Origin of the sequence: Deefgea tanakiae, from assembly GCF_019665765.1 — a bacterium.
GTDB lineage: Bacteria > Pseudomonadota > Gammaproteobacteria > Burkholderiales > Chitinibacteraceae > Deefgea > Deefgea tanakiae.
This window is the reverse complement of sequence record NZ_CP081150.1, coordinates 1524952-1548929: the sequence shown is the minus strand read 5'-3', so window position 1 is coordinate 1548929 and position 23978 is coordinate 1524952. Positions and strand designations below refer to the sequence as shown.

Annotated in this window: 23 protein-coding genes; 15 read left to right on the top strand and 8 right to left on the bottom strand. The window is 47.7% G+C overall.

The features are described from left to right. Positions 1–4: 4 nt before the first annotated feature. The 4 genes from K4H28_RS07285 to K4H28_RS07270 all read right to left on the bottom strand — a co-directional run bounded on the left by K4H28_RS07285 (position 5) and on the right by K4H28_RS07270 (position 2821). The gene (locus tag K4H28_RS07285; RefSeq protein ID WP_221007708.1) at positions 5–667 is read right to left on the bottom strand and encodes an energy-coupling factor ABC transporter permease; all 663 of its coding nucleotides are present in this window, start codon (positions 665–667) and stop codon (positions 5–7) included. Continuing rightward, a complete protein-coding gene (locus tag K4H28_RS07280) occupies positions 664–1305 on the bottom strand; it encodes an alpha/beta hydrolase (protein ID WP_221007707.1) in 642 nt (213 codons plus the stop codon). The genes K4H28_RS07285 and K4H28_RS07280 overlap by 4 nt, the downstream gene beginning before the upstream one ends. Positions 1306–1381: 76 nt before the next feature. Continuing rightward, positions 1382–1714, bottom strand: coding sequence for a (2Fe-2S) ferredoxin domain-containing protein (locus tag K4H28_RS07275; protein WP_221007706.1), 333 nt, complete (start codon positions 1712–1714; stop codon positions 1382–1384). Between the two features lie 18 nt (positions 1715–1732). Then, positions 1733–2821, bottom strand: coding sequence for a hypothetical protein (locus K4H28_RS07270; RefSeq protein ID WP_221007705.1), 1089 nt, complete (start codon positions 2819–2821; stop codon positions 1733–1735). 140 nt (positions 2822–2961) lie between these two features. Between K4H28_RS07270 and K4H28_RS07265 the strand changes: the two genes are divergently transcribed. Beyond that, positions 2962–3435, top strand: coding sequence for a WbuC family cupin fold metalloprotein (locus K4H28_RS07265; protein ID WP_221007704.1), 474 nt, complete (start codon positions 2962–2964; stop codon positions 3433–3435). A gap of 55 nt (positions 3436–3490) precedes the next feature. Here K4H28_RS07265 and K4H28_RS07260 read toward each other — a convergent pair whose 3' ends face one another. Further along, entirely contained in the window at positions 3491–3763 is a 273-nt protein-coding gene (locus K4H28_RS07260; protein ID WP_221007703.1) for an acylphosphatase, read from the bottom strand. A 171-nt stretch (positions 3764–3934) separates the two neighbouring features. Further along, the gene (metG, locus tag K4H28_RS07255) at positions 3935–5995 is read right to left on the bottom strand and encodes a methionine--tRNA ligase (protein ID WP_221007702.1); all 2061 of its coding nucleotides are present in this window, start codon (positions 5993–5995) and stop codon (positions 3935–3937) included. A gap of 222 nt (positions 5996–6217) precedes the next feature. Here metG and K4H28_RS07250 point away from each other — a divergent pair, with 222 nt between their 5' ends. From K4H28_RS07250 to typA, 4 genes are all read left to right on the top strand, one after another. After that, positions 6218–10423: a PAS domain-containing hybrid sensor histidine kinase/response regulator gene (locus K4H28_RS07250; protein ID WP_255573673.1), complete on the top strand. Its 4206-nt coding sequence runs from the start codon at positions 6218–6220 to the stop codon at positions 10421–10423. A gap of 43 nt (positions 10424–10466) precedes the next feature. Continuing rightward, entirely contained in the window at positions 10467–11090 is a 624-nt protein-coding gene (locus K4H28_RS07245) for a trimeric intracellular cation channel family protein (RefSeq protein WP_255573651.1), read from the top strand. Further along, the gene (locus K4H28_RS07240; RefSeq protein ID WP_221007700.1) at positions 11087–11707 is read left to right on the top strand and encodes a CoA pyrophosphatase; all 621 of its coding nucleotides are present in this window, start codon (positions 11087–11089) and stop codon (positions 11705–11707) included. The genes K4H28_RS07245 and K4H28_RS07240 overlap by 4 nt, the downstream gene beginning before the upstream one ends. 211 nt (positions 11708–11918) lie before the next feature. After that, positions 11919–13727, top strand: a complete 1809-nt coding sequence (gene typA, locus K4H28_RS07235) for a translational GTPase TypA (protein ID WP_221007699.1) — start codon at positions 11919–11921, stop codon at positions 13725–13727. Positions 13728–13932: 205 nt separating this feature from the next. Here typA and K4H28_RS07230 read toward each other — a convergent pair whose 3' ends face one another. Continuing rightward, on the bottom strand, positions 13933–14457 hold the full coding sequence (locus tag K4H28_RS07230; protein WP_221007698.1) for a hypothetical protein: 525 nt from the start codon (positions 14455–14457) through the stop codon (positions 13933–13935). Positions 14458–14824: 367 nt separating this feature from the next. Then, positions 14825–15778, bottom strand: coding sequence for a thioredoxin-disulfide reductase (gene trxB / locus K4H28_RS07225; RefSeq protein WP_373312785.1), 954 nt, complete (start codon positions 15776–15778; stop codon positions 14825–14827). A gap of 264 nt (positions 15779–16042) precedes the next feature. Between trxB and K4H28_RS07220 the strand changes: the two genes are divergently transcribed. The 10 genes from K4H28_RS07220 (at position 16043) to K4H28_RS07175 (ending at position 23974) form a co-directional block, all read left to right on the top strand. Then, positions 16043–16729 carry an ABC transporter permease gene (locus K4H28_RS07220; protein WP_255573672.1) on the top strand — a complete coding sequence of 229 codons (687 nt, stop codon included), beginning with the start codon at positions 16043–16045 and terminating at the stop codon, positions 16727–16729. Then, complete coding sequence (locus tag K4H28_RS07215; protein WP_221007696.1) at positions 16726–17280, top strand: heme ABC exporter ATP-binding protein CcmA; 555 nt, start codon at positions 16726–16728, stop codon at positions 17278–17280. Before K4H28_RS07220 ends, K4H28_RS07215 begins: the two co-directional genes overlap by 4 nt. Continuing rightward, the gene (locus K4H28_RS07210; protein WP_221007695.1) at positions 17280–18257 is read left to right on the top strand and encodes an MlaD family protein; all 978 of its coding nucleotides are present in this window, start codon (positions 17280–17282) and stop codon (positions 18255–18257) included. The genes K4H28_RS07215 and K4H28_RS07210 overlap by 1 nt, the downstream gene beginning before the upstream one ends. Next, the gene (locus K4H28_RS07205) at positions 18254–19042 is read left to right on the top strand and encodes a hypothetical protein (RefSeq protein ID WP_221007694.1); all 789 of its coding nucleotides are present in this window, start codon (positions 18254–18256) and stop codon (positions 19040–19042) included. Before K4H28_RS07210 ends, K4H28_RS07205 begins: the two co-directional genes overlap by 4 nt. 171 nt (positions 19043–19213) lie before the next feature. After that, a complete protein-coding gene (gene rpsB, locus K4H28_RS07200; protein WP_221007693.1) occupies positions 19214–19939 on the top strand; it encodes a 30S ribosomal protein S2 in 726 nt (241 codons plus the stop codon). A gap of 97 nt (positions 19940–20036) precedes the next feature. Then, positions 20037–20921 (top strand): translation elongation factor Ts, encoded by an 885-nt coding sequence (gene tsf, locus K4H28_RS07195; RefSeq protein ID WP_221007692.1) that lies wholly within the window; start codon positions 20037–20039, stop codon positions 20919–20921. A gap of 86 nt (positions 20922–21007) precedes the next feature. Next, complete coding sequence (gene pyrH, locus K4H28_RS07190; RefSeq protein ID WP_221007691.1) at positions 21008–21727, top strand: UMP kinase; 720 nt, start codon at positions 21008–21010, stop codon at positions 21725–21727. 71 nt (positions 21728–21798) lie between these two features. After that, positions 21799–22356 (top strand): ribosome recycling factor, encoded by a 558-nt coding sequence (gene frr / locus K4H28_RS07185; protein ID WP_221007690.1) that lies wholly within the window; start codon positions 21799–21801, stop codon positions 22354–22356. A gap of 103 nt (positions 22357–22459) precedes the next feature. Continuing rightward, positions 22460–23143: a polyprenyl diphosphate synthase gene (gene uppS, locus K4H28_RS07180; protein ID WP_373312798.1), complete on the top strand. Its 684-nt coding sequence runs from the start codon at positions 22460–22462 to the stop codon at positions 23141–23143. A 3-nt stretch (positions 23144–23146) separates the two neighbouring features. Next, positions 23147–23974, top strand: coding sequence for a phosphatidate cytidylyltransferase (locus K4H28_RS07175; RefSeq protein ID WP_221007688.1), 828 nt, complete (start codon positions 23147–23149; stop codon positions 23972–23974). Positions 23975–23978 lie beyond the last annotated feature (4 nt).

Here is a 23978-nt window from a genome sequence, read left to right as displayed (position 1 = left end):
AGGATTATCTTTTTTGCAGATAAAGTCGGTCATTAAAACTGATTACCCATTCAGGGCGCCAAATGACGAGTAAGGTGAGATTTAAGCCGGTAATGAATGCTTCGGGCCAGCCCATTAAAAAATAGATGGGTAGCATTTCTTCAAATAAGAACTGGGGCGAATAGGCTTTGGTGAGATAGAGCAAGATGCAGTTGGCAATGCCAAATAGCCACATTGAAATTGCCCCTGCTGCAAAACAATTTACAAAAATATAAACAAAAAGATTGGGGCTGAATCGATTTTGGGCAAACAGTAAGAGCGATTGTGTGCTTAAAACGGGTAAAACTCCGATGAGCCAAAATGATAATCCCCAGCTTGCTATATCTCCACCAGTCAATCCCAGGTCCATACCCAGTAAGGCCGCCATACTTAGTAATGCTCGGTAAGGACCTGCGATGAGTGTGAGCGCAGTAGCTCCTAGGATATGAAAGGCAATGCCTGCATATATCTGGGCTTTGAGTTGCCATGTGACCAGTAAAATCACCGAGCAGCATAACCAGCTCGTGATTTGGGTTTGGTTTAGCGTATGCCATGTTTCTTTCTTCGCGGCCCAGCCGCACAGCATGACGCTCGATAAAGCGCTAAGGATTAAAAGCCAATGAGGAAAGAAACTCGCAGGCAAATTCATCGTTTGCGCCACGCCTCGTGTACGAGTTCGGCAAGTTGGGTGAGTCTGCCATGGAAAAAATGCCCAACGCCGGGGGCGACGATAATCGGCAATTGTTGCGGTCGCGCCCAATTGAGTACTGCGCTTAGACTAATCACTTCGTCTTCTTCGCCGTGAATAACCAGTGTGCCCTTAGGTACATTCGGAAAGGCGTAGCGGCTGACTGCGGGGCCAATCAAAATCATTCCTTCGACTTCGCTGTCTGTCAGGCGTTCACGTAAGCGACTTTGTATCAAGGTACCAAAAGAAAAACCCGCCAAAGTCAGTCGCGTGAGCTGTGGATGGTGGGCGCGGGCAAATGCAAGTACCGCCGCCATATCATCGGGCTCAAACTCACCGCGACTATGCTCGCCTTCAGACAAACCGACGCCGCGCAAATTCGGGCAGTAGGCAATGTAGCCGAGTCGAGAAAGTGTTTTGGCGAGCGTGTGAACGATTTTGTTATTAAAGGTGCCACCTTCAGTGGGATTGGGGTGGGCGACCAAGACAATACCGATGGCAGTTTCGGTTTGGGCGTCGAGGCGCAAACATTCTAATTTACCAGCGGGACCGGCAATTTCGATGAGTTCAAAAGTGACTGCTTTGCGGGGTATGGTCATGTAGCTATTAATCTATATAGGTTGGCTGTGTATACGTAAACAATGCGCCGTGTGGCGCATTGTGGTTGATTCAAAATCAATTGGCGGCGGGTCGTGCAGGAATGAGCAAGCGCTCAACCACTCGGCCGTTTAACAAATGTTCGTTGATGATCTCGTCGATATCCTCTTTGTCGATATAGGTATACCAAGTTTCTTCGGGATAAATAACGATCACAGGGCCTTCTTCACAGCGCTCCAAACAGCCAGCTTTATTGATGCGAACTTTGCCGTCACCATTTAAGCCCAGTGCTTTGACGCGATCTTTGGCATAGGCCCAAAGTGTATCTGCACCGCAGCTATTGCAAGATTGACGCTCACCTGGGGCGCGTTGATTTAAGCAAAAAAACACATGATGTTGGTAATGGCTCATCGTGATTCCTTGGGTTGTTTATTGCAGCACAACGGGTTTAGTGTGGGCGGTAATAAACAAGGGTAGACCATCAGTGTCTAAGGTGGGCTGAACGTTTTCAATAAAGACCAAGTCATCCAAGCGGCACTCTTGCATCAATTCGCGCACATATTGGACGATTTGCTCGACGTGATCAGAGGGCAGCAAATTCCAGACGTAACCTTCCCAGCGTTCTGGATCTTCTTTGCTTGAAAAAGTAATCCGGATTTCATTATTTTCATGCGCGGCCACGGTCACGACTGGGGTGCGCCCTTTGGTGCGAATGCTACGCAGCGCATTGCTGGTCATCACTTGCAGACGAGTTTCGAGCTGCGTAACGCGGCCAACGTCTTGCGCGGCCAACCACGGTAGTGGCGTACGTGGGATTGGAAATAAAGTAACGCCGTCGGTTTTTAGCGTTTCGCTAATTAAGTTAGCCAAGGGCATGCCCCAGCTAGTGACTTGGCCACCCAGCTTAATCGCAGGTTCTGCAGTTTTTTCTTGAATCGCCACGCCAATCAAATAGCGCAGCGCCACGGCTTCATCTTTCACTTTGATAACGCTGCCAGCGGAGTCGATTGGGAATTTTGCTGCTTCAGTAATCGTGGCGCGCCATTCGGCCAGTTGCGCCGGGCTAATTGCCGCGAGCACATCGGGGCCAAGCAGTGCGCCCGACAACCAAGCGTCGGCATTGGCAGCAACAATGCCGTGCTCACGTAAAATCGCTAAAGCGGCGGCGCCATCGATTTCACTCGGTAAAGTGGTTTCGCCTTTGCAGCCTGCAACCAAGACCACAGGAATCGCAAACAAAACGGCAGAACGTTGATCGTGCGCACTGGCCGTTTCAACTTCAACGCGCAGGGCGTGCCACATTGTGAGCCATGCGTCTTGTGATGGGGCTTGGGTGAGCGCGCCGTTGAGGGCGTAATGATCTTTCGACATCAGCAATTCAGCCATGAGCTGCTGCAAACCGACGCGTTTTTGTGCGACCAATGCTGCGTCGCGCTCAGTCATTAGTGACATGACTTGGCGAATGATTGGATTTTGTGGGTTAACACGAGGGTAAAGGCGTGGATCTGGCAGATTCATGGCGGGTACCGAGTACAGGGTGAAAGCGAAAGTGCAATTATACCCATCAGATTGGGTTCTGTCGGTAACAAGTCTGGCAAGCGCGGCGGTTTTATCGCATCATGCCGAGCATTGAATAAAATCAACATAGGAAAACCGCCGTGAGTACAACGACTTTTATCGACCAAGCTTTGTTGTCTGCTTTGTTGGACGAGGCGGCGCAAAGCCCACGCTTGCGCAAAAATCGTAATTTTCATGCAGATGATGCCGCCAGTTGTCATCGTTTGCTCAATGCTTTGCAGCCCGATACCTACGTGCAACCGCATTGTCATTTCTCGGAAGACAAAGATGAAACAATGGTGGTGCTGAGTGGGCGGATGGGCGTGCTGATTTTTAATAAAGACGGCATGGTCATTTCACAGCAAGTTGTGGCTGCAGGCACTGATTGCATTGGCGTAAATATTCCATCCGGTGTGATTCACAGTTTGGTCGCTTTAGAGCCAACCGTGTTTTTTGAGGCTAAAGCGGGCCCGTATGTGCCGGTGGCTGATAATGAGCGCGCGAAGTGGGCGCCGAGTGAAGGCGATGAGGCGGTTGAAATTTACCGAGAATGGATGCGTTCTTTATTTGATTGACATGTATTGCTTATGAGGCTTTTATTTTTAAAGGCTATGATGCAATACCCTTCATTTAACCTTTGATTTGGAATTCGGTATATTGCTTGATGTCAGCCCGCTCTATGGTAACGTGATCGACTCTGGCAGCTGTGGGGCCTTGTTGTAACCAAATGGTGAGTTGATCGAGTGCCACTGCGCTGCCCTCTGCCCATAGCTCAACCTTGCCATCGGGCCTGTTTTTGACCCAGCCACAAATCCCGAGTTGCTGTGCTTTTTCGCAACTGGCAAAACGAAAACCGACGCCTTGCACTAAGCCTGTCACCAAAAAATGCATTGCTTTGATCATCGCTTATCCCATAAAAAATGCCGCTAATCAAAAGAATAGCGGCATTTTTTTTAAAAGCGAGGTGAAGATTATTCCTGTTCCATTGCAGGTCTGACTCGAAGACGAGTTGCAGATAGTGCAACTGCACAGCAAAACGGAGTCGACAAGGTCAGGCTTGCGATGGGGCTGGAATTATTTTACCCGCATTCCCGGTTTGGCACCTTCATGCGGCTCAAGGATGTATAAACCTCCATCGCCACCCGCCGCCAAGACCATGCCTTCGGACATACCAAACTTCATCTTGCGTGGTGCAAGGTTAGCGACCATCACGGTGTGTTTGCCGATCAAGTCTTCTGGCTTGTAGGCCGATTTAATGCCAGCAAACACATTACGCGTTTCGTTGCCTAAATCGAGCGTGAGTTGCAGCAGTTTTTCTGCGCCTTCCACGTGTTGGGCGTTGGCGATGCGCGCGATACGCAAATCGACTTTCATAAAATCATCAATGCTGCAGGTCTCGGCAATCGTTGGGATTTCAAAAGCTGGCGCAGCAACAGGTGCGGTGTTGCTTGGGGTTGGCTCGAGGCTTTGTTTGTTTTCTTCAACCATCGCAGCAATATTTTTCGGATCAATCCGCACCATCAAGTGGCTGTAGGTGTTGATGGTGTGGTCGAGCAATAAATGCTGCGCATCGGCCCACTGCATTGGCGCCACATTGAGGAAGGCTTCAACATCGCTCGCCAATTTTGGCAAGACAGGCTTGAGGTAGATCGTCAAAATGCGGAAGGCATTGATCAAGAAGCTGCATACCGCATGCAGATTTGCGCTTTGCTCGGGATGTTTAGCCATTTCCCAAGGTTTAACCGCATCAACATATTGGTTGATGTCGTCGGTCAATGCCATGATTTCGCGGATCGCACGGCCGTATTCACGCGCTTCGAAATGCTTGGCGATGTTTTCGCTAGCGCCTTGCAGTTTCTTTTGCAATTCAACAATCGCTGGCATGACAGCGTAATCATCAGCTGCAAACACGCCGTTATGTAATTTCCCTTCAAAACGCTTGCTGATAAAGCCCGCCGCACGGCTGGCGATATTGACGTACTTGCCAATCAAATCGCTATTAACGCGCGCAGCGAAGTCTTCGAGATTCAAGTCGATGTCTTCGGTGGTGTTGGATAGCTTGGCGGCGTAGTAGTAGCGCAACCATTCTGGGTTCAGGTGGCTCAAGTACGATTCAGCGGTAATAAATGTGCCGCGTGATTTACTCATTTTTGCGCCATCAACGGTTAGGAAGCCGTGACTGTAAATCGCTGTTGGCGTACGGTAGCCCGAATACTCGAGCATCGCTGGCCAGAAGAGTGAGTGGAAGTACAAAATATCTTTGCCGATGAAATGATACAACTCAGTTTTTGAGTCTTTGTTCCAGTATTCGTTAAAGTCTAAGCCGAGGCGATCACAGAGATTTTTATGGCTGGCCATATAGCCAACCGGCGCATCGAGCCAAACATAAAAATACTTGCCCGGCGCATCGGGAATCTCAAAGCCAAAATACGGTGCGTCGCGCGAAATATCCCAGTCGGTTAAACCTGACTCGAACCATTCCTGCATTTTGTTGGATGCTTCTTGTTGCAACTTGCCTGGTGTGGTGGTCCAAGACTTGAGGAAGTCTTCGCATTCGCCCAGTTTAAAGAAATAGTGTTCCGAGTCACGCAATACCGGTGTCGCGCCTGATACAGCGGAGTATGGGTTTTTAAGCTCTGTCGGTGAATAGGTTGCGCTACATACCTCACAATTATCGCCGTACTGATCTTTTGCGCCGCACTTAGGGCATTCGCCTTTAACGAAACGATCTGGCAAGAACATTTCTTTTTCTGGATCGAATAATTGCGAAATGGTTTTCTTTGCAATTTTGTTATTGGCTTTCAGTTTTGCGTAAATATCGTAGGCAAACGCGCGATTTTCTGGGCTGTTGGTGCTGTAGTAATTATCGAACGCGACGTGAAAACCTGCGAAATCACGTGAGTGTTCACCGTGGACGCGTTCGATCAAGGCTTCGGGCGTAATCCCTTCCTTTTCTGCGCGTAACATAATCGGTGTGCCGTGCGTGTCATCCGCACAGACATAGTGGCATTCGTGGCCGCGTGATTTTTGGAAGCGAACCCAAATATCGGTTTGGATGTATTCCACCAAGTGGCCGAGGTGAATTGCGCCGTTGGCGTAGGGAAGGGCAGAAGTAACGAGGATTTTACGTGTCATGTGGCCAGCCAAAATGAGCAAAAAATTGCCTTGATTATAACTCAGACTGCAGCAACTCGGCGGGTCCGCATTGAGCGGAGAAAAAAACAATCGGCTCGTCTATAGTCATGAGGACATCATCGACTTCAATATAAGAGACCTATGCTTGAAAAAATAAGCCGTTTTTGGGCTTTCTTTAGTTGGAGATTGCTGCTTATTGCGAGTGTAGGATTCGGCTTGTCGATGTTTGCTTGGTATTTTTCTGCGAGAGAATTAAACCGCCAAGCACAAATTCAATTTGAGCAACAATCAGAGCCGCTGATTAGTGCGCTCAAGCTTCGTGTAAAAAGTCTGTCTTTGGGTTTGCGTGGTGCGCGGACAGTTCCTCTGATGGTTAATGGTGAACTCAGGCCGCAGCATTTTCGTAATTACATGGCAACGAGAAAATTGGCGGATGAATTTCCGGGGGCTTTGGGATTTGGTTTTATTCGTCGTGTTCAAACGCAAGATTTAGAGACATTTGTGGCGGATCAGCGTGTTTTTCGCCCTGAGTTTTCGGTGAAGTCTTTGGGTCAGAGCGCGGGTGCAAAATTCATTATTCAATATATCGAACCTTTGGCGCCGAACCGCAAAGCGGTGGGCTTAGATGTTGCCAGTGAGCCAACAAGAAAAGCGGCCGCAATGCTGGCGATGCAAACGGGCGAGATGGCGATGACTGCACCGATTCAATTGGTGCAGGCCGGTAAGTCTGAGGCTGGTTTTTTGCTCATGCTGCCTTACTATCTGCGCCCGATGGAGGGTGTTGAGTACGGGTCGGTGAAAGATCGTGAAGACTTGCTAATTGGGTGGGTGTACACCCCCGTGCAGATGAGTCTATTGGTTGCTGGTTTGGGGGATTTACTGGGGCAAAGGATTGATTTTGAAATTTATTCGGGTGACGCTGTTAAACAAAGCGCTTTAATCTATGACGATGATGGCCATGTCGCAAAGACAGGGCGAACTTCTGTGACGCAAAGAACTTTCTCACGGCAAGTTCATATCGAGATGGGCGGGCAGATTTGGACGGTGGTGCTGAGTTCAAATGCACGGTTCACTAAAGAGTTCGATGGATGGCTGCCGGTTATTGTGCTCTGCCTAGGTTTATTACTCACTACCTTGGTGACAATTGCATTGGCTAATGCGGCCCGCCTTAAGAATCGTGCGCAAGCCCTCGCGGAGGCGATGAGTTTGCAGGCGCGACAACGTGAAGTGCAGCTTGATGCGGTGTTGGACAATACCCCTGATGTCATTGTTACAGCGGATCGGCACGGCACAATTATTCGCGCCAATCACACGGTAAAACGTTTATTAGGCTTTGAGCCTGAAGCGCTAATAGGAAAAAATGTTACGGTACTGATGAGCGAAACGGATGCTGCACTGCACGAGCAGTATGTTGAGCGTTACCGTTATCGTGGACATGCTGCGGTGATGGGTAAGGATAGAGCGTTGTGGGCCAAGCATGTTGATGGTCACTTGATGCCAGTTGAAGTGAACTTGAATCAGTTTGAATTGGAGGGCTCTGTTTTCCTCGTTGCGCAAATTCGCGATATCAGCGTGCGCTTACAGGGGGAGAGTGCTCTGCGAGCGAGTCAGCGACAATTGTCAATGATTGTTGATTCAGCTGGGCTTGGTACTTGGGATCTCAATCTGGTGACTGGTGATGCCTATTTTGGTGGTGTCTATGGTGAAATGCTGGGCTTTAACACGCAGGCGCTAATACCTAATGTAAAAACTTGGAGGGAGTTGGTCCATCCAGAGCAGCTGCAGTTGTTTGAGGGTTTGTTAGAGGCACATCTGGCTGGATTTGCCCCTGTCTTTAGCTGTGAAGTGCAAATGAAGATGGCTGACGACTCATGGAAATGGGTGCACACGATTGGTCGACTCTATGAATATGATGAGCAAGGGACGCCGCTAAAAATTGCTGGCATTCGTCTTGATATTGACTCCCGAAAACGCAATGAACTGGCAGTGATCGAGAAAGATAAAACGTTGCAGCAACTTCAGCAGCAGCTTAGTAGTGTGATCAACTCAGCAACTGAAATCTCCATCATTGCCACTAATGCTCAAGGCTTGATCGAGGTATTTAATGTTGGTGCTGAGAAAATGCTTGGTTATTCTGCTGATGAAATGGTGGGCTTGCAAAGCCCTGCTGTTTTGCATGACGTTAATGAAGTCATTGCTCGTGGTCAACTTATTTATGAACAAACGGGTGTGCTGGTTTCTGGGTTTGACGTCTTTGTTTATTTTGCTCGGCAAGGCATTAGTGATAGCAATGAGTGGACCTATGTCTGCAAAAATGGCACGCGATTAACGGTTAATCTGATGGTTACCGCAAGGCATAATGAGGCTGGCAGTGTTGTTGGTTATTTGGGGGTGGCGACCAATGTTACTGAGCAAAAGAAAATCAATGCCATTCTCGAGGCGGCAACCGAAGAGGCTGTGCAGGCCAATCGAGCTAAAAGCGATTTCTTGGCCAATATGAGTCATGAGATTCGAACTCCGATGAATGCGGTGATTGGGTTTTCAAATCTATTGTCTGATACGCCGTTGAATGAAACCCAGCTTGATTTTGTGAATTCGATTCAGCAGTCGGGTGATGCGCTATTGAGTTTGATTAACGATATTTTGGATTTTTCCAAAATAGAAGCGGGATATTTAGAGCTGGAGGAAATCGAGTTCGACCTCCGCTATTTGTTGGAGGGTGTCCTAGATATTGTTGCTGAAAAAACAGCGCGACAAAATCTAGATTTAGCGTGCATTGTTGATCCGCGCTTGCCTCAAAAATTCATTGGTGATCCCGGGCGTTTACGGCAGGTCTTATTAAACCTCTTAAATAATGCCATCAAGTTTACCGCTGAGGGCGAGGTAGTGGCTAGAGTTGTGATGACGCAGCGCGAGGCGAATCAGTGTCATTTGCGTTTTGCTATTAAAGATAGCGGGATTGGTATGTCAGTCGCTGCAAAAGACAAACTATTCAAGCCATTTTCTCAGGCTGATAGTTCAACGACGCGACGTTTTGGTGGCACAGGTTTAGGTTTGTCGATTTGCAAGCGATTGATCGACGCAATGAATGGGGAAATTGGGGTTGAGAGTGAGGTTGGTGCGGGGTCTGAGTTTTGGTTTGAGGTGATGTTGCCGGTAGTTCTGGAGGGGGTTGGTCAACTGCCTGCGCCTGAGCCATTGCAGGGTAAAAAAGTGTTGGTGATTGATGATTTCGCCGCGAATCGTGAGTTGATTAAATTGCAGCTAGAAACGTTTGGTATGGAGGCTGTGAGTTTTGATTCATCCCAATCGGCGCTGCATGCTTTGCGGGTTGAGCCGCATGAATATGTGCTGGCCTTGATTGATATGCAGTTGCCCGATGTGGATGGTTTGATGTTGGCAAAGTGTATTCGTGAGTTGGATGCCTGTGCCGATATGCCTTTGATATTGTTGACCTCGATGGCTGTGCCGGGTATGGCTGCGGACGCTAAATTGGCAGGTTATTCTGGGTTTTTGACTAAGCCGATTCGGCAAAGTCAGCTTATTTATGCGATTGAAGAAACTTTTAAAATGCAGCATCAGCCAAAATCGATGCAGTCTCTAGTAACAGCGCATCGCTTGGCTGAGCAGATTGCTGCGTCTAAGCCATACATCTTGTTGGCAGAAGATAATCCTATAAATCAAAAAGTGGCTGTTTTGATGTTGGAGAAATTGGGCTGTCGTGTTGATGTGGCAGTCAATGGCCAAATAGCGCTCGAGGCGGTGCAAGAAAATCAATATGACGTGGTGTTGATGGACTGCCAGATGCCGGTAATGGATGGATTTGCTGCGACTAATGCAATTCGTGCGTTGCCAATCTCTGTAGCTAACGTCTATATTGTGGCTCTTACTGCAAATGCATTTCAGTCCGATATTGATCAATGTTATGCGGCCGGAATGAGTGATTTTGTCGCCAAACCGATTTATTTAAATGAAATTTCTCAGGCTCTGCAGCGTGGCTTGTCGCAGTCCGGCCGTTTAATTCAATTGGATTCTGATTCTGAACAAGGAGAAGGTATGACCGAAGTCAACGACTTGGATTTAGCATTGCAGCTAGAGTTAAAGGATATTACTCAAATGTTTATTGAGCTTGAGCAGGCGGTGGGGATGGATATGAAAGATGAGTTGCTAGCCTTGTTTTTTCCAACTCTCGATGAATGTGTTGAGGGGCTTCAGCAGGCTATTCCTGGTGGTGACACAACGAGTGTCGTGAGTTTTGCGCATAAGTTAAAAGGAGCTGCGGGTCAGTTGGGTGCGGCTCGATTGGCTGGGTATAGCAAGGCGATAGAAGTGGCAGCAAAAAGTGGTGACTTAGAGGTGGCCGCTAAAGAGTTTGTGTCATTGCAGGCTCTTGGAGCAAAGATTAGTGAGCGATTACGCGTGGCCTAATTTTGTAGATTCAATGTTTGGTGTTTAGCTTAGTGAGTGTGGTGTGAATATTTGGTTTTCCCTCGACGTTTTGTATTTGATTGGTACGGCTTCATTTACGATTTCAGGATATTTAATTGGTGCGCGCAAACGGTTTGACCTGTTGGGTGTGATGATTTTGGCGCTGTTGACCGCGATAGGTGGTGGTGTCATTAGAGATGTTTTAGTCAATCGCTTGCCGCGTGTCTTTGTCGATATTAGCCCGTTTTACACCATTTTTGCTACGCTATTGGTGGCTTGGTTAATTAAATTACAGAACAAAAACAAAGGCGTTCTATTCAAACTGTTTATTGTGGCGGATTCAATCGGTTTGGTCGCGTTTAGTTTAGCGGGTGCACAACTGGGTATTAATATGCAATTGAATTTGTTTGGCGTTTGCGCGCTGAGTTTTATTACTGCGATTGGTGGTGGCTTGGTGCGCGATATGATGGTCAATGATGTGCCGTTTATCTTGCATGAGGACTTTTACGGCACCGTTTCAATTTTGATGGCTTTATTGCTGGTGCTGTCCGATCAACTTGGGTTTGCTGGTATTGCAGCTACGTGGGTTTTGTTTGCATTGGGTTTGACGCTGCGCTTGGTGGCTCACAAAAGCGAATTGAGTTTGCCTAAGGTGGGCGCTCAATGAGCTTGCCCGATGTGGCTCAATTGCCATTTTGGCTGTCTGAGCGGCTTGCTGCCGCGCACCGAAATACAGGGGCTGATTTTCAGCCGACTTCACAACGTGCTGCGGCCGTCTTAATTCCAATTGTTTTGCACCCCACAGGCGCAACCGTTCTACTCACTGAGCGGGCGGCGCATTTGTCTGCGCATGCAGGGCAAGTTAGTTTTCCGGGTGGGGCGAGTGAAGTGCATGATGCGGATGCCATTGCCACCGCTTTGCGAGAAACCGAAGAGGAGATTGGGTTGCAAGCAAGGCAGGTTGAGGTATTGGCTTGCTTGGGTGAGTACCATACGATTAGCGGCTTTTGCGTCACTCCTGTGGTTGGTTTGATTCGCCCTGGTTTTTCTTTGGTGCCGGATCCGACTGAGGTGGCCGATGTCTTTGAGTTGCCCTTGGCGGTATTGATGGATCGTACCCGCTATGAGAAACGATGGGTTTCACGAAAAGGTGTGCGAGGCACCACGCACTTTTTGGAGTTCGAGCAGCGTGTGGTTTGGGGTGCTACTGCGGGTATGTTGCTCAACTTTAGTCAAGATTTGATGCTGGAGGGTATACCTAAGGATATGACTGTGTTGACTTGATTCGTATTGGTTAAGTTTGCGTATCTTTGGTGGTGTATTTTGATCGACCCTGTACTTTGCTAGCCCGAGTAAGCTTAATTCGTTTTTCTTCCATTAGTCAGTTCATCTTCAATAAAAATAGCATTCTATGGCAGAAGTACTTTGCGACTTCACTGAAAATTCATGAAGCCGTGGTACAATCCGCGTTTTCGCAAATACACACAGTCCAAACATGACCCGTGCACTTCGTAACGTCGCCATTATCGCCCACGTCGACCATGGTAAAACCACGCTGGTAGACCAGCTTTTACAACAAGCCGGTACCTTCCGCGCCAATCAAGCAATCGTTGAGCGTGTAATGGATTCCAACGATCTTGAAAAAGAACGTGGTATTACCATTTTGGCTAAAAACACTGCCATTGAGTACGAAGGCACGCATATCAACATCGTAGATACCCCAGGCCACGCGGACTTCGGTGGTGAAGTTGAGCGTGTGTTGGGTATGGTTGACGGCGTATTGCTGCTTGTTGATGCCGTTGAAGGCCCAATGCCACAAACTCGTTTCGTGACTAAAAAAGCTTTGGCTTTAGGTCTGAAACCAATCGTTGTAATTAATAAAGTAGACCGTCCTGGTGCTCGTCCGGATTGGGTCCACGATCAAGTGTTTGACTTGTTTGACAAACTCGGTGCGACTGACGAACAACTCGATTTCAAAATGATTTACGCTTCAGGTTTGAATGGCTTTGCCAAACTGACTTTGGAAGAAGAATCAGACAATATGCGTCCATTGTTGGATCTGTTGGTTGCTACTGTTCCTAGCCCTCCGGGCGACGCTGATGCGCCTTTGCAATTGCAAATTTCTGCGCTTGACTACTCAACATTTACTGGCCGTCTTGGTGTGGGTAAAGTGTTGAATGGTCGTATCAAGCCAGGTCAACAAGTTGTGGTGATGAACCATGACGACCAAGTTTCAAGTGGCCGTATCAATCAAGTATTGGGTTTCAAAGGTCTTGAGCGCGTTCCAGTTGAAGAAGCTGAAGCGGGCGACATCATCATTATTTCGGGTCTCGATGAAATCGGTATCGGTGTAACGATTTGCGATAAAGATGCGCCAGTTGGTTTGCCAGTACTCGGTGTTGACGAACCAACATTGACGATGGACTTTATGGTGAATACATCACCACTCGCAGGTACTGAAGGCAAGTTTGTAACTAGCCGTCAAATCCGCGATCGTCTGAATAAAGAATTGCTCGTTAATGTGGCATTGCGCGTTGAAGACACTGACAACACGGATATCTTCCGCGTTTCAGGTCGTGGCGAATTGCATTTGACGATTTTGCTGGAAAACATGCGCCGTGAAGGCTTTGAAATGGCCGTGGCTAAACCACGCGTTGTTTACAAAGACGTTAATGGCGAGAAGTGCGAGCCATACGAAAACCTGACTATCGACTTAGAAGATGATCATCAAGGTGGCGTGATGGAAGAAATCGGTCGTCGCCGTGGCGAATTGACCAATATGGTTTCTGACGGTCAAGGTCGTACTCGTTTGGAATATCATGTTCCAGCGCGTGGTTTGATCGGTTTCCAAGGTGATTTCATGACCTTGACTCGCGGTACTGGCTTGATGAGTCACGTATTTGACGATTACGCACCGGCTAAGCCTGATATGCCAGGTCGTCACAACGGCGTGTTGATCTCTCAAGACAACGGCGAAGCTGTTGCTTACGCATTGTGGAAATTGGAAGATCGCGGGCGTATGTTTGTTAGCCCCGGCGACAAACTCTACGAGGGCATGGTCATCGGTATCCATAGTCGTGACAACGACTTGGTTGTGAACCCAATTAAAGGTAAACAACTGACTAACGTTCGCTCTTCAGGTACTGACGAAGCTGTTCGTTTGACGACACCAGTTAAATTGACTTTGGAATCTGCGGTTGAGTTTATTGATGATGACGAATTGGTTGAAATTACACCAAAATCAATCCGTATCCGTAAACGCTTCTTGACGGACAACGAACGTCGCCGTAACAAAGTGGCTTAATCACTTTGTTCTAGAAAAAACGCCAATCAATTGATTGGCGTTTTTTTTGTTTGCCGCATTGCTCGCGCTTGATTTTGCCCGATGAGTGGGCTTAATGCTGTGCCAATACTGGTAAGTAACATATCTTTGTGTGCACCCCAGATATCCGTGCTGTCCGTTGTAGCCGGTGATGCTCTATGCACGGCATCGCACGTCGTGACCTTCATCAACCCAATACCAGGCCCGCCATCTTCGATTGTGGCAAAACCATTGAGAGTGAAAATAATATATCAGGGCAATCGCCGAAGGCGTGTTCGGTTTCTGGGTTAAGGATGAAAACCATGCCTTCAATAAGGTGTGTGGTTTGCTGGGTAGGGTCTGGCAAGCTGGACATGAATATGGTGCCGCTACCGCTTAGTACCACATGCAAAAAAGCGACGGGTTCGCCTTGCACCAGGAAGCCAATATCGGTATGTGGATCAAGCTGGGCGTAGCCCATTAAATTGGCGTCATGCATATATTCGGCAGCTAGGCCGAGGTGACTTAATAAGTCCAAGCCAAATTGAGTTTTTTCCGCATCGAGCTGCCACGCATCTCCTGTCGGCAAATTTGGATTGCCCTGCGGAAAATAATGCACTTCAATAACGCCTTTGGCGGCAAATGCTGAGCTACGCGTTTGGCGAATTTCGGAGAGGTTTTGCTTTAGCGATTCAGGAATCGTTATGTGGCCCAAAACTCGAATTGCGCTCATATAAACCCCAAGACCCGATGCCTCGAGCCAGTGTGAGAAGGTGAAATTTAGATTTGGTGTTGATGTGGTGCCGTGCTAGGGCTTACAAGTCCAGTCTGGGTGCATCGACAGACGGAGAGAGTGTACAGCTTTATCTTTTGGCTCACGACGGATTGAGCGTGTTGTGGATTGATGAACGCTCAGATTGTCTTTCGTGACTCACTTTTCCTGGTGAAGCAAGAAAAGTGAGTTCCTGTCGCGCATTGTGACCGTAAAATAATGTGCCGCAGGCTGTTGAAGCCATTGGCACGTAAACTGAATAAAGTTGTTTTTTGAGTATATCGATGCAGTCTATATTTATTAATGTCTGCGTTGATATACGCTCAGCTTAGCGCAGTGTTTCTAGGTACTTGTCTGCATCCAAAGCGGCTTGGCAGCCGCTGGCTGCTGATGTCACCGCTTGGCGATAAATGTGGTCTTGTACGTCGCCAGCAGCAAATACGCCCGGAACGCTGGTCGCAGTTGCGCCGCCGTTACGGCCGCCTTGGGTGATGATGTAGCCTGTGTTGTCCATCTCAAGCTGACCTTTGAAGATGTCTGTGTTGGGCTTGTGACCAATTGCAATAAATACGCCCATCAAAGCTAAATCTTTGGTTGCGCCGTCCACGGTTGATTTCAAGCGTGCACCGGTTACACCGCTTGCGTCACCCAAAATTTCATCCAAAGTTTGATTGGTTTCGAGGGTGATTTTGCCTTCCTGAACTTTTTCCATCAGATGGTCGATCAAGATTTTTTCTGAGCGGAATGTATCGCGGCGGTGAATTAGCGTCACATGCTTGGCGATGTTAGATAGGTAGAGTGCTTCTTCGACAGCGGTATTGCCGCCGCCGACCACAGCAACGTCTTGTCCGCGGTAAAAGAATCCATCGCAAGTGGCGCAGGCAGAAACGCCGCGTCCAGAGAATGCTTCTTCAGATGGCAGGCCGAGATATTGTGCTGAGGCGCCAGTGGCGATAATGAGCGCATCGCAAGTATATTCGCCAGAGTCACCGACCAAGCGAATCGGTTTTTCGCTTAAGTGTGTAGTGTGAATATGATCAAAAATCATTTCAGTGCCAAAACGCTCGGCGTGTTTTTGGAAGCGGCTCATCAATTCTGGGCCCATTACACCGTCATTGTCCGCTGGCCAGTTGTCGACATCGGTGGTGGTCATGAGTTGGCCGCCCTGTGCGAGGCCTGTAATCAAGACCGGCTTCAAATTGGCGCGAGCAGCATAAACCGCAGCAGTGTAGCCAGCAGGACCAGAGCCTAAAATGAGTAAACGATGGTGTTGGGTCGCCATAATGATTTCCTTTGCTAAGTTTGGTGTGACGTAAGATGGTCGCTAGTGTAAAGGTTTTATGCTAAAGCTTCTAATCTAGCTTTTTAATCGGCTTGATAGCTAAAATGCGAGTCAATGTATTGATTGGGGCTGTTTCAGTAATAATCAAGCAACGAAGCTGCCCGGCTTGCTTTTGCGGTTCGCAAAACGATTACAATCGTGAGTTGCTGGGCTGATTTAGCATTCAGCGCTGAAAATATAAAAGGATACTGAGTATTGTTTTCGATGTTGCAGGGTTTGTTAGTGCATGTGAGTGCATTGGCTCGCCCACCCGTGCGGCGGGTGCTCCTCAAGCAGATCTACTTTACCGCGATTGAGGCGGCTTGGCTGGCTGCCGTCACTGGCTTCGCTTTGGGAGCGATTGTGGTGGTGCAGTTGCATGATGAGTATGGGCAAAGTCGGGATATGGCTTTGCGTTTGCTCGGCTCGCTCAGTTTTGTTGAGTTGTCTCCGATTTTGGCGTGCTTAATGATGGTGGCGCGTTCGTCGTCGGCGGTGGCGATCGAGTTGGCTTCAATGCGGATTGGTGGTGAGGTGAATGAGTTAAAACGCATGGGCATTTCGATTAAATCCTATTTAATGCTGCCTCGTGTGTTGGGGGTGACTGTGGCGGCGATGGCGCTTGCTGGGGTCATGGCGATTTCTTCGGTGCTGGGTGGGATTTTATTTGCCTCCGGTTGGGATGCCAGTTATCAGCTCTATGCTTTAGAGCGCATGTTGCGCTTGGATGAGGTTGTTGTGTGTATTGCGAAAGCGATGACGATGGGGCTTGCCATCGGCTTGGTTGCGGTGCACGCGGGGTTTTCAGTGCAATTGCAAGCTTCAGATGTGCCAAGAGCGGCTTCTAGGGCTGTGTTGAGGGGGATGTTGGCGCTGTTCTTGATTGATTTGGCTTGGGCAATGATACGATGAACTCGTTTGATCTATTTGATATTGATGTGCTGAGGGTGCCTGGACGATATTGGTTGACGATTGCGGAAAAAGAGGAGGCGGATGCCATTATTGATCTGCTTGCAAAAGCAGCAAATCAAATTCAGGCTGGTAGTTTGGGCGTGCTGGAGACAAAGCCGGTGTTGATCAATAATTTGCGTGCGTGGGAAAATTTAATCCTTCCGCGTTGGTATCACCAAGCGGGTGGTTTGTCGCATCAAGAAGATCAGCTCGCTGCAGTACTAGAAGGGCTCGACTTGGAAAAGGTTTTACTGATGCTGGGCAAGCTACCGGGTCAACTTGATTTGGGTCAGCGTCGTGTAGTGGCCTTGCTGCGCGCGGTGATGCAGCATGCGAGCACTTGGGTGGTCGAGGAGGAGTGGTTGGATTGGTGGCGGGATGCGCATGGCCGAAATCAGATGTTGGCGAAAATTTATCAACAAATTGAGTTGCCAGCATCGCTGCTCATTCTCTCTACTAATGCGGCTGCGGCTGGGTATCAATCAATTAATCTGCGGGTGGATGTCGCGTAATGAAGCATGCAATCTATTTGAAAGACAGTGATCCGCGATTTAAATGGCTGAGTTGGCGGGTGGGCGTATTTGTCGGTGTGCTGGCCTGTGCTTTTGTATTGTTGCTATTGGTGTTGGGTGAGCGGCAGGGTTTGTTTACAAGTAAAGAAAAAATCCATTTTGTTGCCGAAAGCGGTAGCGGTCTCAAGCCTGGGATGCAGGTTCGTTTGTCTGGTTTTCGAATTGGCGTTGCGGATCAAGTTGAGTTAAATGAGCAAGCCAAAGTGGATGTGACTTTGCTGATCGAGCATCAATATATGAAGTGGGTTAAAGAAGACTCAATTGCTATTTTGCAGCAAGAGGGTTTGATTGGTGATCATTATATTGAAATTGCAGGGGGTACTTCGAAGGCGGAAAGGTTGCCCGAGGGTGGGGTCTTAATGTTTGCCCCTGCGCTTGGTATTGCTGATATTGCGCAGAATTTAAGTAACAGAACTTTGCCAATGATTGATTCGGTACAGCAGACCTTCGAGTATCTCAATGATCCCAAAGGCGATATTCGTTTGATGTTTGCGAATGTGCAGCAATTGACGACGGAGATGCGGGATACCCGTGAGAAGTTGGATGTGTTGCTGGCGAGGGTGGATGGTGTAGTTGATGTTGAGGCCCGAACAACCTTGCGTAGTGCGGATAAATTATTGCAGCGTGCAGATAACGTGGCCGAAGAGCTTAATAGCAAGTTGTCGCCAGTCTTGGAGGGGGCGGCCTCAATCGTTGTTAGTGCAGATTCGGCGGCCAAAGATGCCAGTGCAACAATGTCGGTTGTGCGCAAGACGGTAGAGCAATCCGCGCCACGTATTCCAAGTCTGTTACGCAATACTGATGAGCTAATCTATGGTGGTCGTCAAACCTTAGATGGGTTGCAAAATAGTTGGCCAGTTAAATCAATGCTGGCGCCTGTTTCGTTGGATGTGCCGATGCCGGAGAGTCGTCGATGAAGTTAACATGGGTTTTGTGCTTATCTTTGAGTTTGCTGGTGGCTTGTAGCTCCACATCAGAAAAAATTAAATCACCTGCACGTATACAAGCAGAGCTTGCTCACAGAAACGCGTTGCAAGCAATACGTGATGGGCGTATTGAAAGTGCGGAGTTTGAGTGGCGTGCTGCATTACAGGCTTATCAAGCAATAGATGATTGGCAGGGGCAAGGAATGGCCCGTTTGGGTTTGGCGCAGGTACAGGTTAGGCAAGGCGAAAAGCAGCAGGCCGAGCAGGTGTTGATGCCGATGCTCACTTTGCCGGCCTTTGTGTTGGCTCATCAATCTCAAGCTGCGATGCAAATGGCGCAACTGGTGCAGCAGCAAGATCCTGTTCGCGCAAAAGAATTTTTGCGTTTGGCTAGCGATACATGTGCTTCACCTTGCCCAGTGGCGGCTCAAATCTTGAATGTAGGGGCGAAAATTGCTCTGCGGGAAGAACATTTTGATTCAGCAGGGGCAGCAGCCCAGCAGGCTTTGAGTTTGGCTGCTGGGAATATTGCTGAGCTTGCATTCTCGCAGCGAATTTTAGCTGAAGTTGCGCTGAAGCAGCGTGAGTTCACGGTTGCTCTGAGTTGGTTGGAGCAGGTGATTGTTTTGGATCGAAAATGTGCGGAGCCTCTGTGGTTGTTGGACGATTATCGATTGATGTTCGAAATAGGCAAGCAATCGGGAGATTCTGCCTTGCAGGCAAGAGCTGAAGTCCATTTGTCTTCTTTGTGTGGCGCACTGGCTTGTTTGCCTTGAGCTGGAGGCCACTTTCCGATATACTCCGGCGCTTGCTGTGGTAACACGTTCAAATTTTAACGTTTCATCGTAGTAAAAATCCCGTCCGCCCTGTCAAGGGTGCACTGCAAATGGTTTGTAGTGTCCCGTGCGGATGGAAGACCTAACCCTAAGACACAATTGGAGAATTAAATGTCTGTAAGTATGCGCGATATGCTCGAAGCCGGTGTCCATTTCGGTCACCAAACTCGTTACTGGAACCCAAAAATGGGTAAGTACATCTTCGGTGCACGCAACAAGATTCACATTATCAACTTAGAAAAAACTTTGCCATTGTTTGAAGACGCGATGAAATACATCCGTCAATTGTCTGCAAACAAAGGTAACGTAATGTTTGTTGGTACTAAACGTGCCGCTCGCGAAATCGTTGCTGAAGAAGCAGCTCGCGCAGGTGCGCCATTCGTTGATCACCGCTGGTTGGGTGGTATGTTGACTAACTTTAAAACAGTTAAGCAATCACTCAAACGTCTGCACGAAATGAAAGCTGTTCTTGAAAATGCTGAAGGCAGTGGCTACGGCAAGAAAGAATTGTTGATGATGAAACGTGATGTTGAAAAACTAGAGCGTTCATTGGGTGGTATTAAAGACATGGGCGGTTTGCCTGATGCGATTTTCGTTATCGACACTGGCTACCAAAAAGGCGCGATTGTTGAAGCCGTTAAATTGGGTATCCCAGTTATCGGTATCGTTGATACGAACAACAGCCCAGACGGCATCGACTTCGTAATCCCTGGTAACGATGACTCTTCACGCGCAATTCGTTTGTATGCTCGTGCTGCTGCTGATGCAGTGCTTGAAGGCCGCAACCAAGCAACTCAAGCACTTGTTGCTGCAGTTGCAGAAGCTGCTGCTGAGTAAGCGAAATAGTTAAGCGATACCAAGAAAAAGGGGCGTCTGCCCCTTTTTTGTAATGTTTATCCAATAAAATGTAAATCCCCGTTCTGGAGAAAATTAAATGTCTGCTATTACTGCAAAAATGGTTGCTGAGCTACGTGAATTAACCGGTCTTGGCATGATGGAATGCAAGAAAGCTTTGGTTGAAACTGAAGGCGACATCAAGAAAGCTGAAGAATTGATGCGTATTAAGTCAGGCAACAAAGCCTCTAAAATGGCTGGCCGTACTGCTGCTGAAGGCGTGATCTCATCATTTATCTCTGCAGACAAAAAAGTTGGCGCAGTAGTTGAAATTAACTGCGAAACTGACTTCGTTGCGAAAGATGAAGGTTTTGTCGCTTTTGCTAAGGCCGTTGCACAAGCCGTTGCAGAAGCAAATCCTGCTGATGTTGAAGCCTTGGCTTCAGTTGTATTGGCATCAGGCGTGACTGTTGAAGAAACGCGTAAAGCATTGATCGCAAAATTGGGCGAAAACATGACTGTGCGTCGTTTGGCACGTTATGAAACTGCGGGTCAATTGGCTGCTTACTTGCACGGCGCAAAAATCGGCGTTATGGTTGATGTGACTGGTGGCGACGAAAGCTTGGGTAAAGACATTGCAATGCACATTGCAGCTGCAAAACCAAAAGCATTGGATGCGAGTGGTGTTGATGCTGAGTTGATCGAAACTGAGCGTCGAGTTGCGATTGAACGCGCTAAGGCAGACAACAAACCAGAAGCAATGATGGAAAAAATTGCAGATGGTACTGTTGCTAAGTTCTTGAAAGATGTTACTTTGTTGAACCAAGTGTTCATCAAAGCTGAAGATGGTAAACAAACCATCGAGCAATTGTTGAAAGCTAAATCAGCAACTGTAAATGGCTTCACGATGTTGGTCGTTGGCGAAGGCATTGAAAAGAAAGTTGTTGATTACGCAGCGGAAGTTGCAGCAGCAGCACAACTTTAAGTCTAATCTAAAGACTTGAATTAACGCCGCACGGTAACGTGCGGCGTTTGCACGACCACGATCACGCACATTAAAAGGATTAATACATGAGTCAAACCACAAAATACAAACGAATTTTGTTGAAGCTCTCCGGTGAAGCCTTGATGGGAGACGATAGTTACGGTATCAATCGTGCAACCATCGATCGGATTGTGCACGAAGTGAAAGAGGTTGTAGATCTAGGTGTTCAAGTCGCTGTAGTTATTGGTGGCGGTAATATTTTCCGCGGTGTTGCACCTGCAGCATCGGGCATGGACCGGGCGACCGCTGATTATATGGGTATGCTGGCAACGGTGATGAACGCACTGGCTTTGCAAGATGCAATGAAGCGCGCTGGTATCGTGTCGCGTGTTCAATCGGCATTGACCATTGCCCAGGTTGCTGAGCCTTATGTTCGCGGTAAAGCGATCCAGTATCTCGAAGAAAATAAAGTTGTTATTTTTGGAGCAGGTACGGGTAATCCATTCTTTACGACGGATACAGCAGCGGCATTGCGTGGCATGGAAATGGGCGCAGACATCGTGATTAAAGCTACGAAAGTTGATGGCGTTTATACCGACGATCCAAAGAAAAATCCAGATGCGGTTCGTTATCAAACAGTGACGTTTGATGAGGTGATTGGCCGTAATCTAAAAGTGATGGACGCAACGGCTTTTGCTTTGTGCCGTGATCAAAAAATGAATATTTGTGTATTAAGTATCTTCAAAGCCGGCGCTTTAAAACGCATGGTACTTGGGGAAGACGAGGGTACACTGGTACACTGCTGAAATTGTTAATTCGCAAGGCGACGGGCGGAATAATTTTCCGCCTGTTTTTTATTGCTGCAAGAGGTTAAAAGATGATTGCTGATTTAAAGAAAACTACCGAAGCCAAGATGCAAAAAACGGCTGAGAAACTCCGTACCGATTTGGCAAAAGTCCGTACTGGTCGTGCCCATACTGGTCTTTTAGATCATGTGCAAGTTGACTATTGGGGTAGCATGGTGCCAGTGAGCCAAGTCGCTAATATCACTTTGATTGATTCTCGTACCATTGGTGTTCAGCCATGGGAAAAACCAATGGTGGCTAAAGTAGAAAAAGCAATTCGTGATTGCGACTTAGGTTTAAATCCGGCTTCTCAAGGTGATTTAATTCGTGTACCGATGCCGATGCTAACTGAAGAGCGTCGTCGTGATTTAATCAAAGTGGTGCGTGGAGAGACTGAAGAAGCGCGTGTTGCAATGCGTAACGTGCGCCGTGATGCCAACGACCAAATGAAGCGCGCCATCAAAGATAAAGAGATTTCTGAAGATGACGAGCGCAAAGGTCAAGATGAAATTCAAAAACTCACTGATAAATATATCGCTGAGTTGGACAAGCAATTGGCAGATAAAGAAAAAGAACTTTTGACGGTTTAAAAGTCGATTCAATTAGGTGGAAAGAAACGTGGCTTTATTCTCTCGCGAACGCGAAGAACCGAATGTATTGAACGGTAAAATTCCTCGGCACATTGCCGTTATTATGGATGGCAATGGTCGATGGGCCAAACAACGCCTTATGCCGCGCGTTTTTGGGCATAAAAAAGGGGTTGATTCCTTGCGTGAAGTCATTACGACATGCAAAGAGTGGGGCGTTGAGTATCTAACTGTTTTTGCGTTCTCTAGCGAGAACTGGCGTAGACCAGCGGATGAGGTGACGTTTCTGATGGGGCTGTTTTTGCAAGTCCTGCAGTCTGAAGTTGAGCGCATGTACCGCAATAATATTCAGCTGAAAGTCATTGGTAATCGAAGTCATTTTTCTGCTGAACTACTTGAAATGATCTCCGCCGCCGAAGAAAAAACGTCGAGCAATACTGGCCTGGTGTTAACCATTGCGGCTGATTATGGTGGGCATTGGGATATTTTGCAGGCGACGCAACAGTTATTGAAAGATAAGCCTGATTTGGCGAGTTGTTTTACTGAAGTAGATATTCAGCCCTATCTTGCGATGGCTTATGCGCCAGATCCTGATTTATTTATACGCACTGGTGGCGAGCAAAGGATTAGTAATTTCTTGCTTTGGCAGCTGGCGTATACCGAACTTTACTTCACCGATTTGCCTTGGCCTGATTTTGGTCGCTCTGCTTTGGGCGATGCAATTTTCTGGTACCAAGGTAGAGAGCGTCGCTTTGGGCGAATTAGTGAACAACTTGATGCCACAAAGTAAATTATGCTAAAGACCCGTGTTTTTACAGCGCTGTTGCTTTTGCCGCTTATAGTTATTGCGCTGTTTTATTTTTCCCCAGCAGCATGGATGTTTTTTTGCGCCGCTGTTATGGCGCTAGGCGCGTGGGAGTGGAAAGACATGGCGGGTATGCATGGCTTGGTGGCTAAAATATATCCAATATTAACGGCATGTTTGTTTTTAATTTGCGTTAACTATGCGCCCGCCTATTTTCAATATGGATTGTTGTTGGCATCGTTAGCGTTTTGGCTGCTATTTGTGCCATGCTGGCTTCGATTTAAGTGGCCTTTGGTCAATGTAGGTAACTTGAATGTTTTGACGGGTTGGGCATTATTGATTCCCGCTGGCTTGGCGATGATTATCTTGCGTGGTGATGGATGGTCTTTACTGTTGATCATGGCGATTGCTTGGATTGCTGATACGTTCGCATATTTCTCAGGTAAGGCATTTGGGAAAAGAAAATTAGCGCCGTTAATTAGCCCAGGTAAAAGTTGGGAAGGGGTATATGGCGGTACTATAGCTGTTGTATGTTATTTTATGGTTATACCCAAACCTTTTTCTTTGGCGCCAGCCGTTTCTTCCTTGCAGAATTCAAAAGCGCAACTGCTATTATGGGCTGGCTTTGCGGTGATTATTACCGCTGTCAGTGTGATGGGGGATTTGCTGGAATCCTTACTTAAACGCCAGCGTGGAATTAAAGACAGTAGCCATATGCTGCCGGGGCACGGCGGTATTTTGGATCGAATTGATAGCTTGCTGGCAATATTACCCGTTTCAGCGGCGATTTATCTGTTACATCTAATGCCTCTGTAAAAGC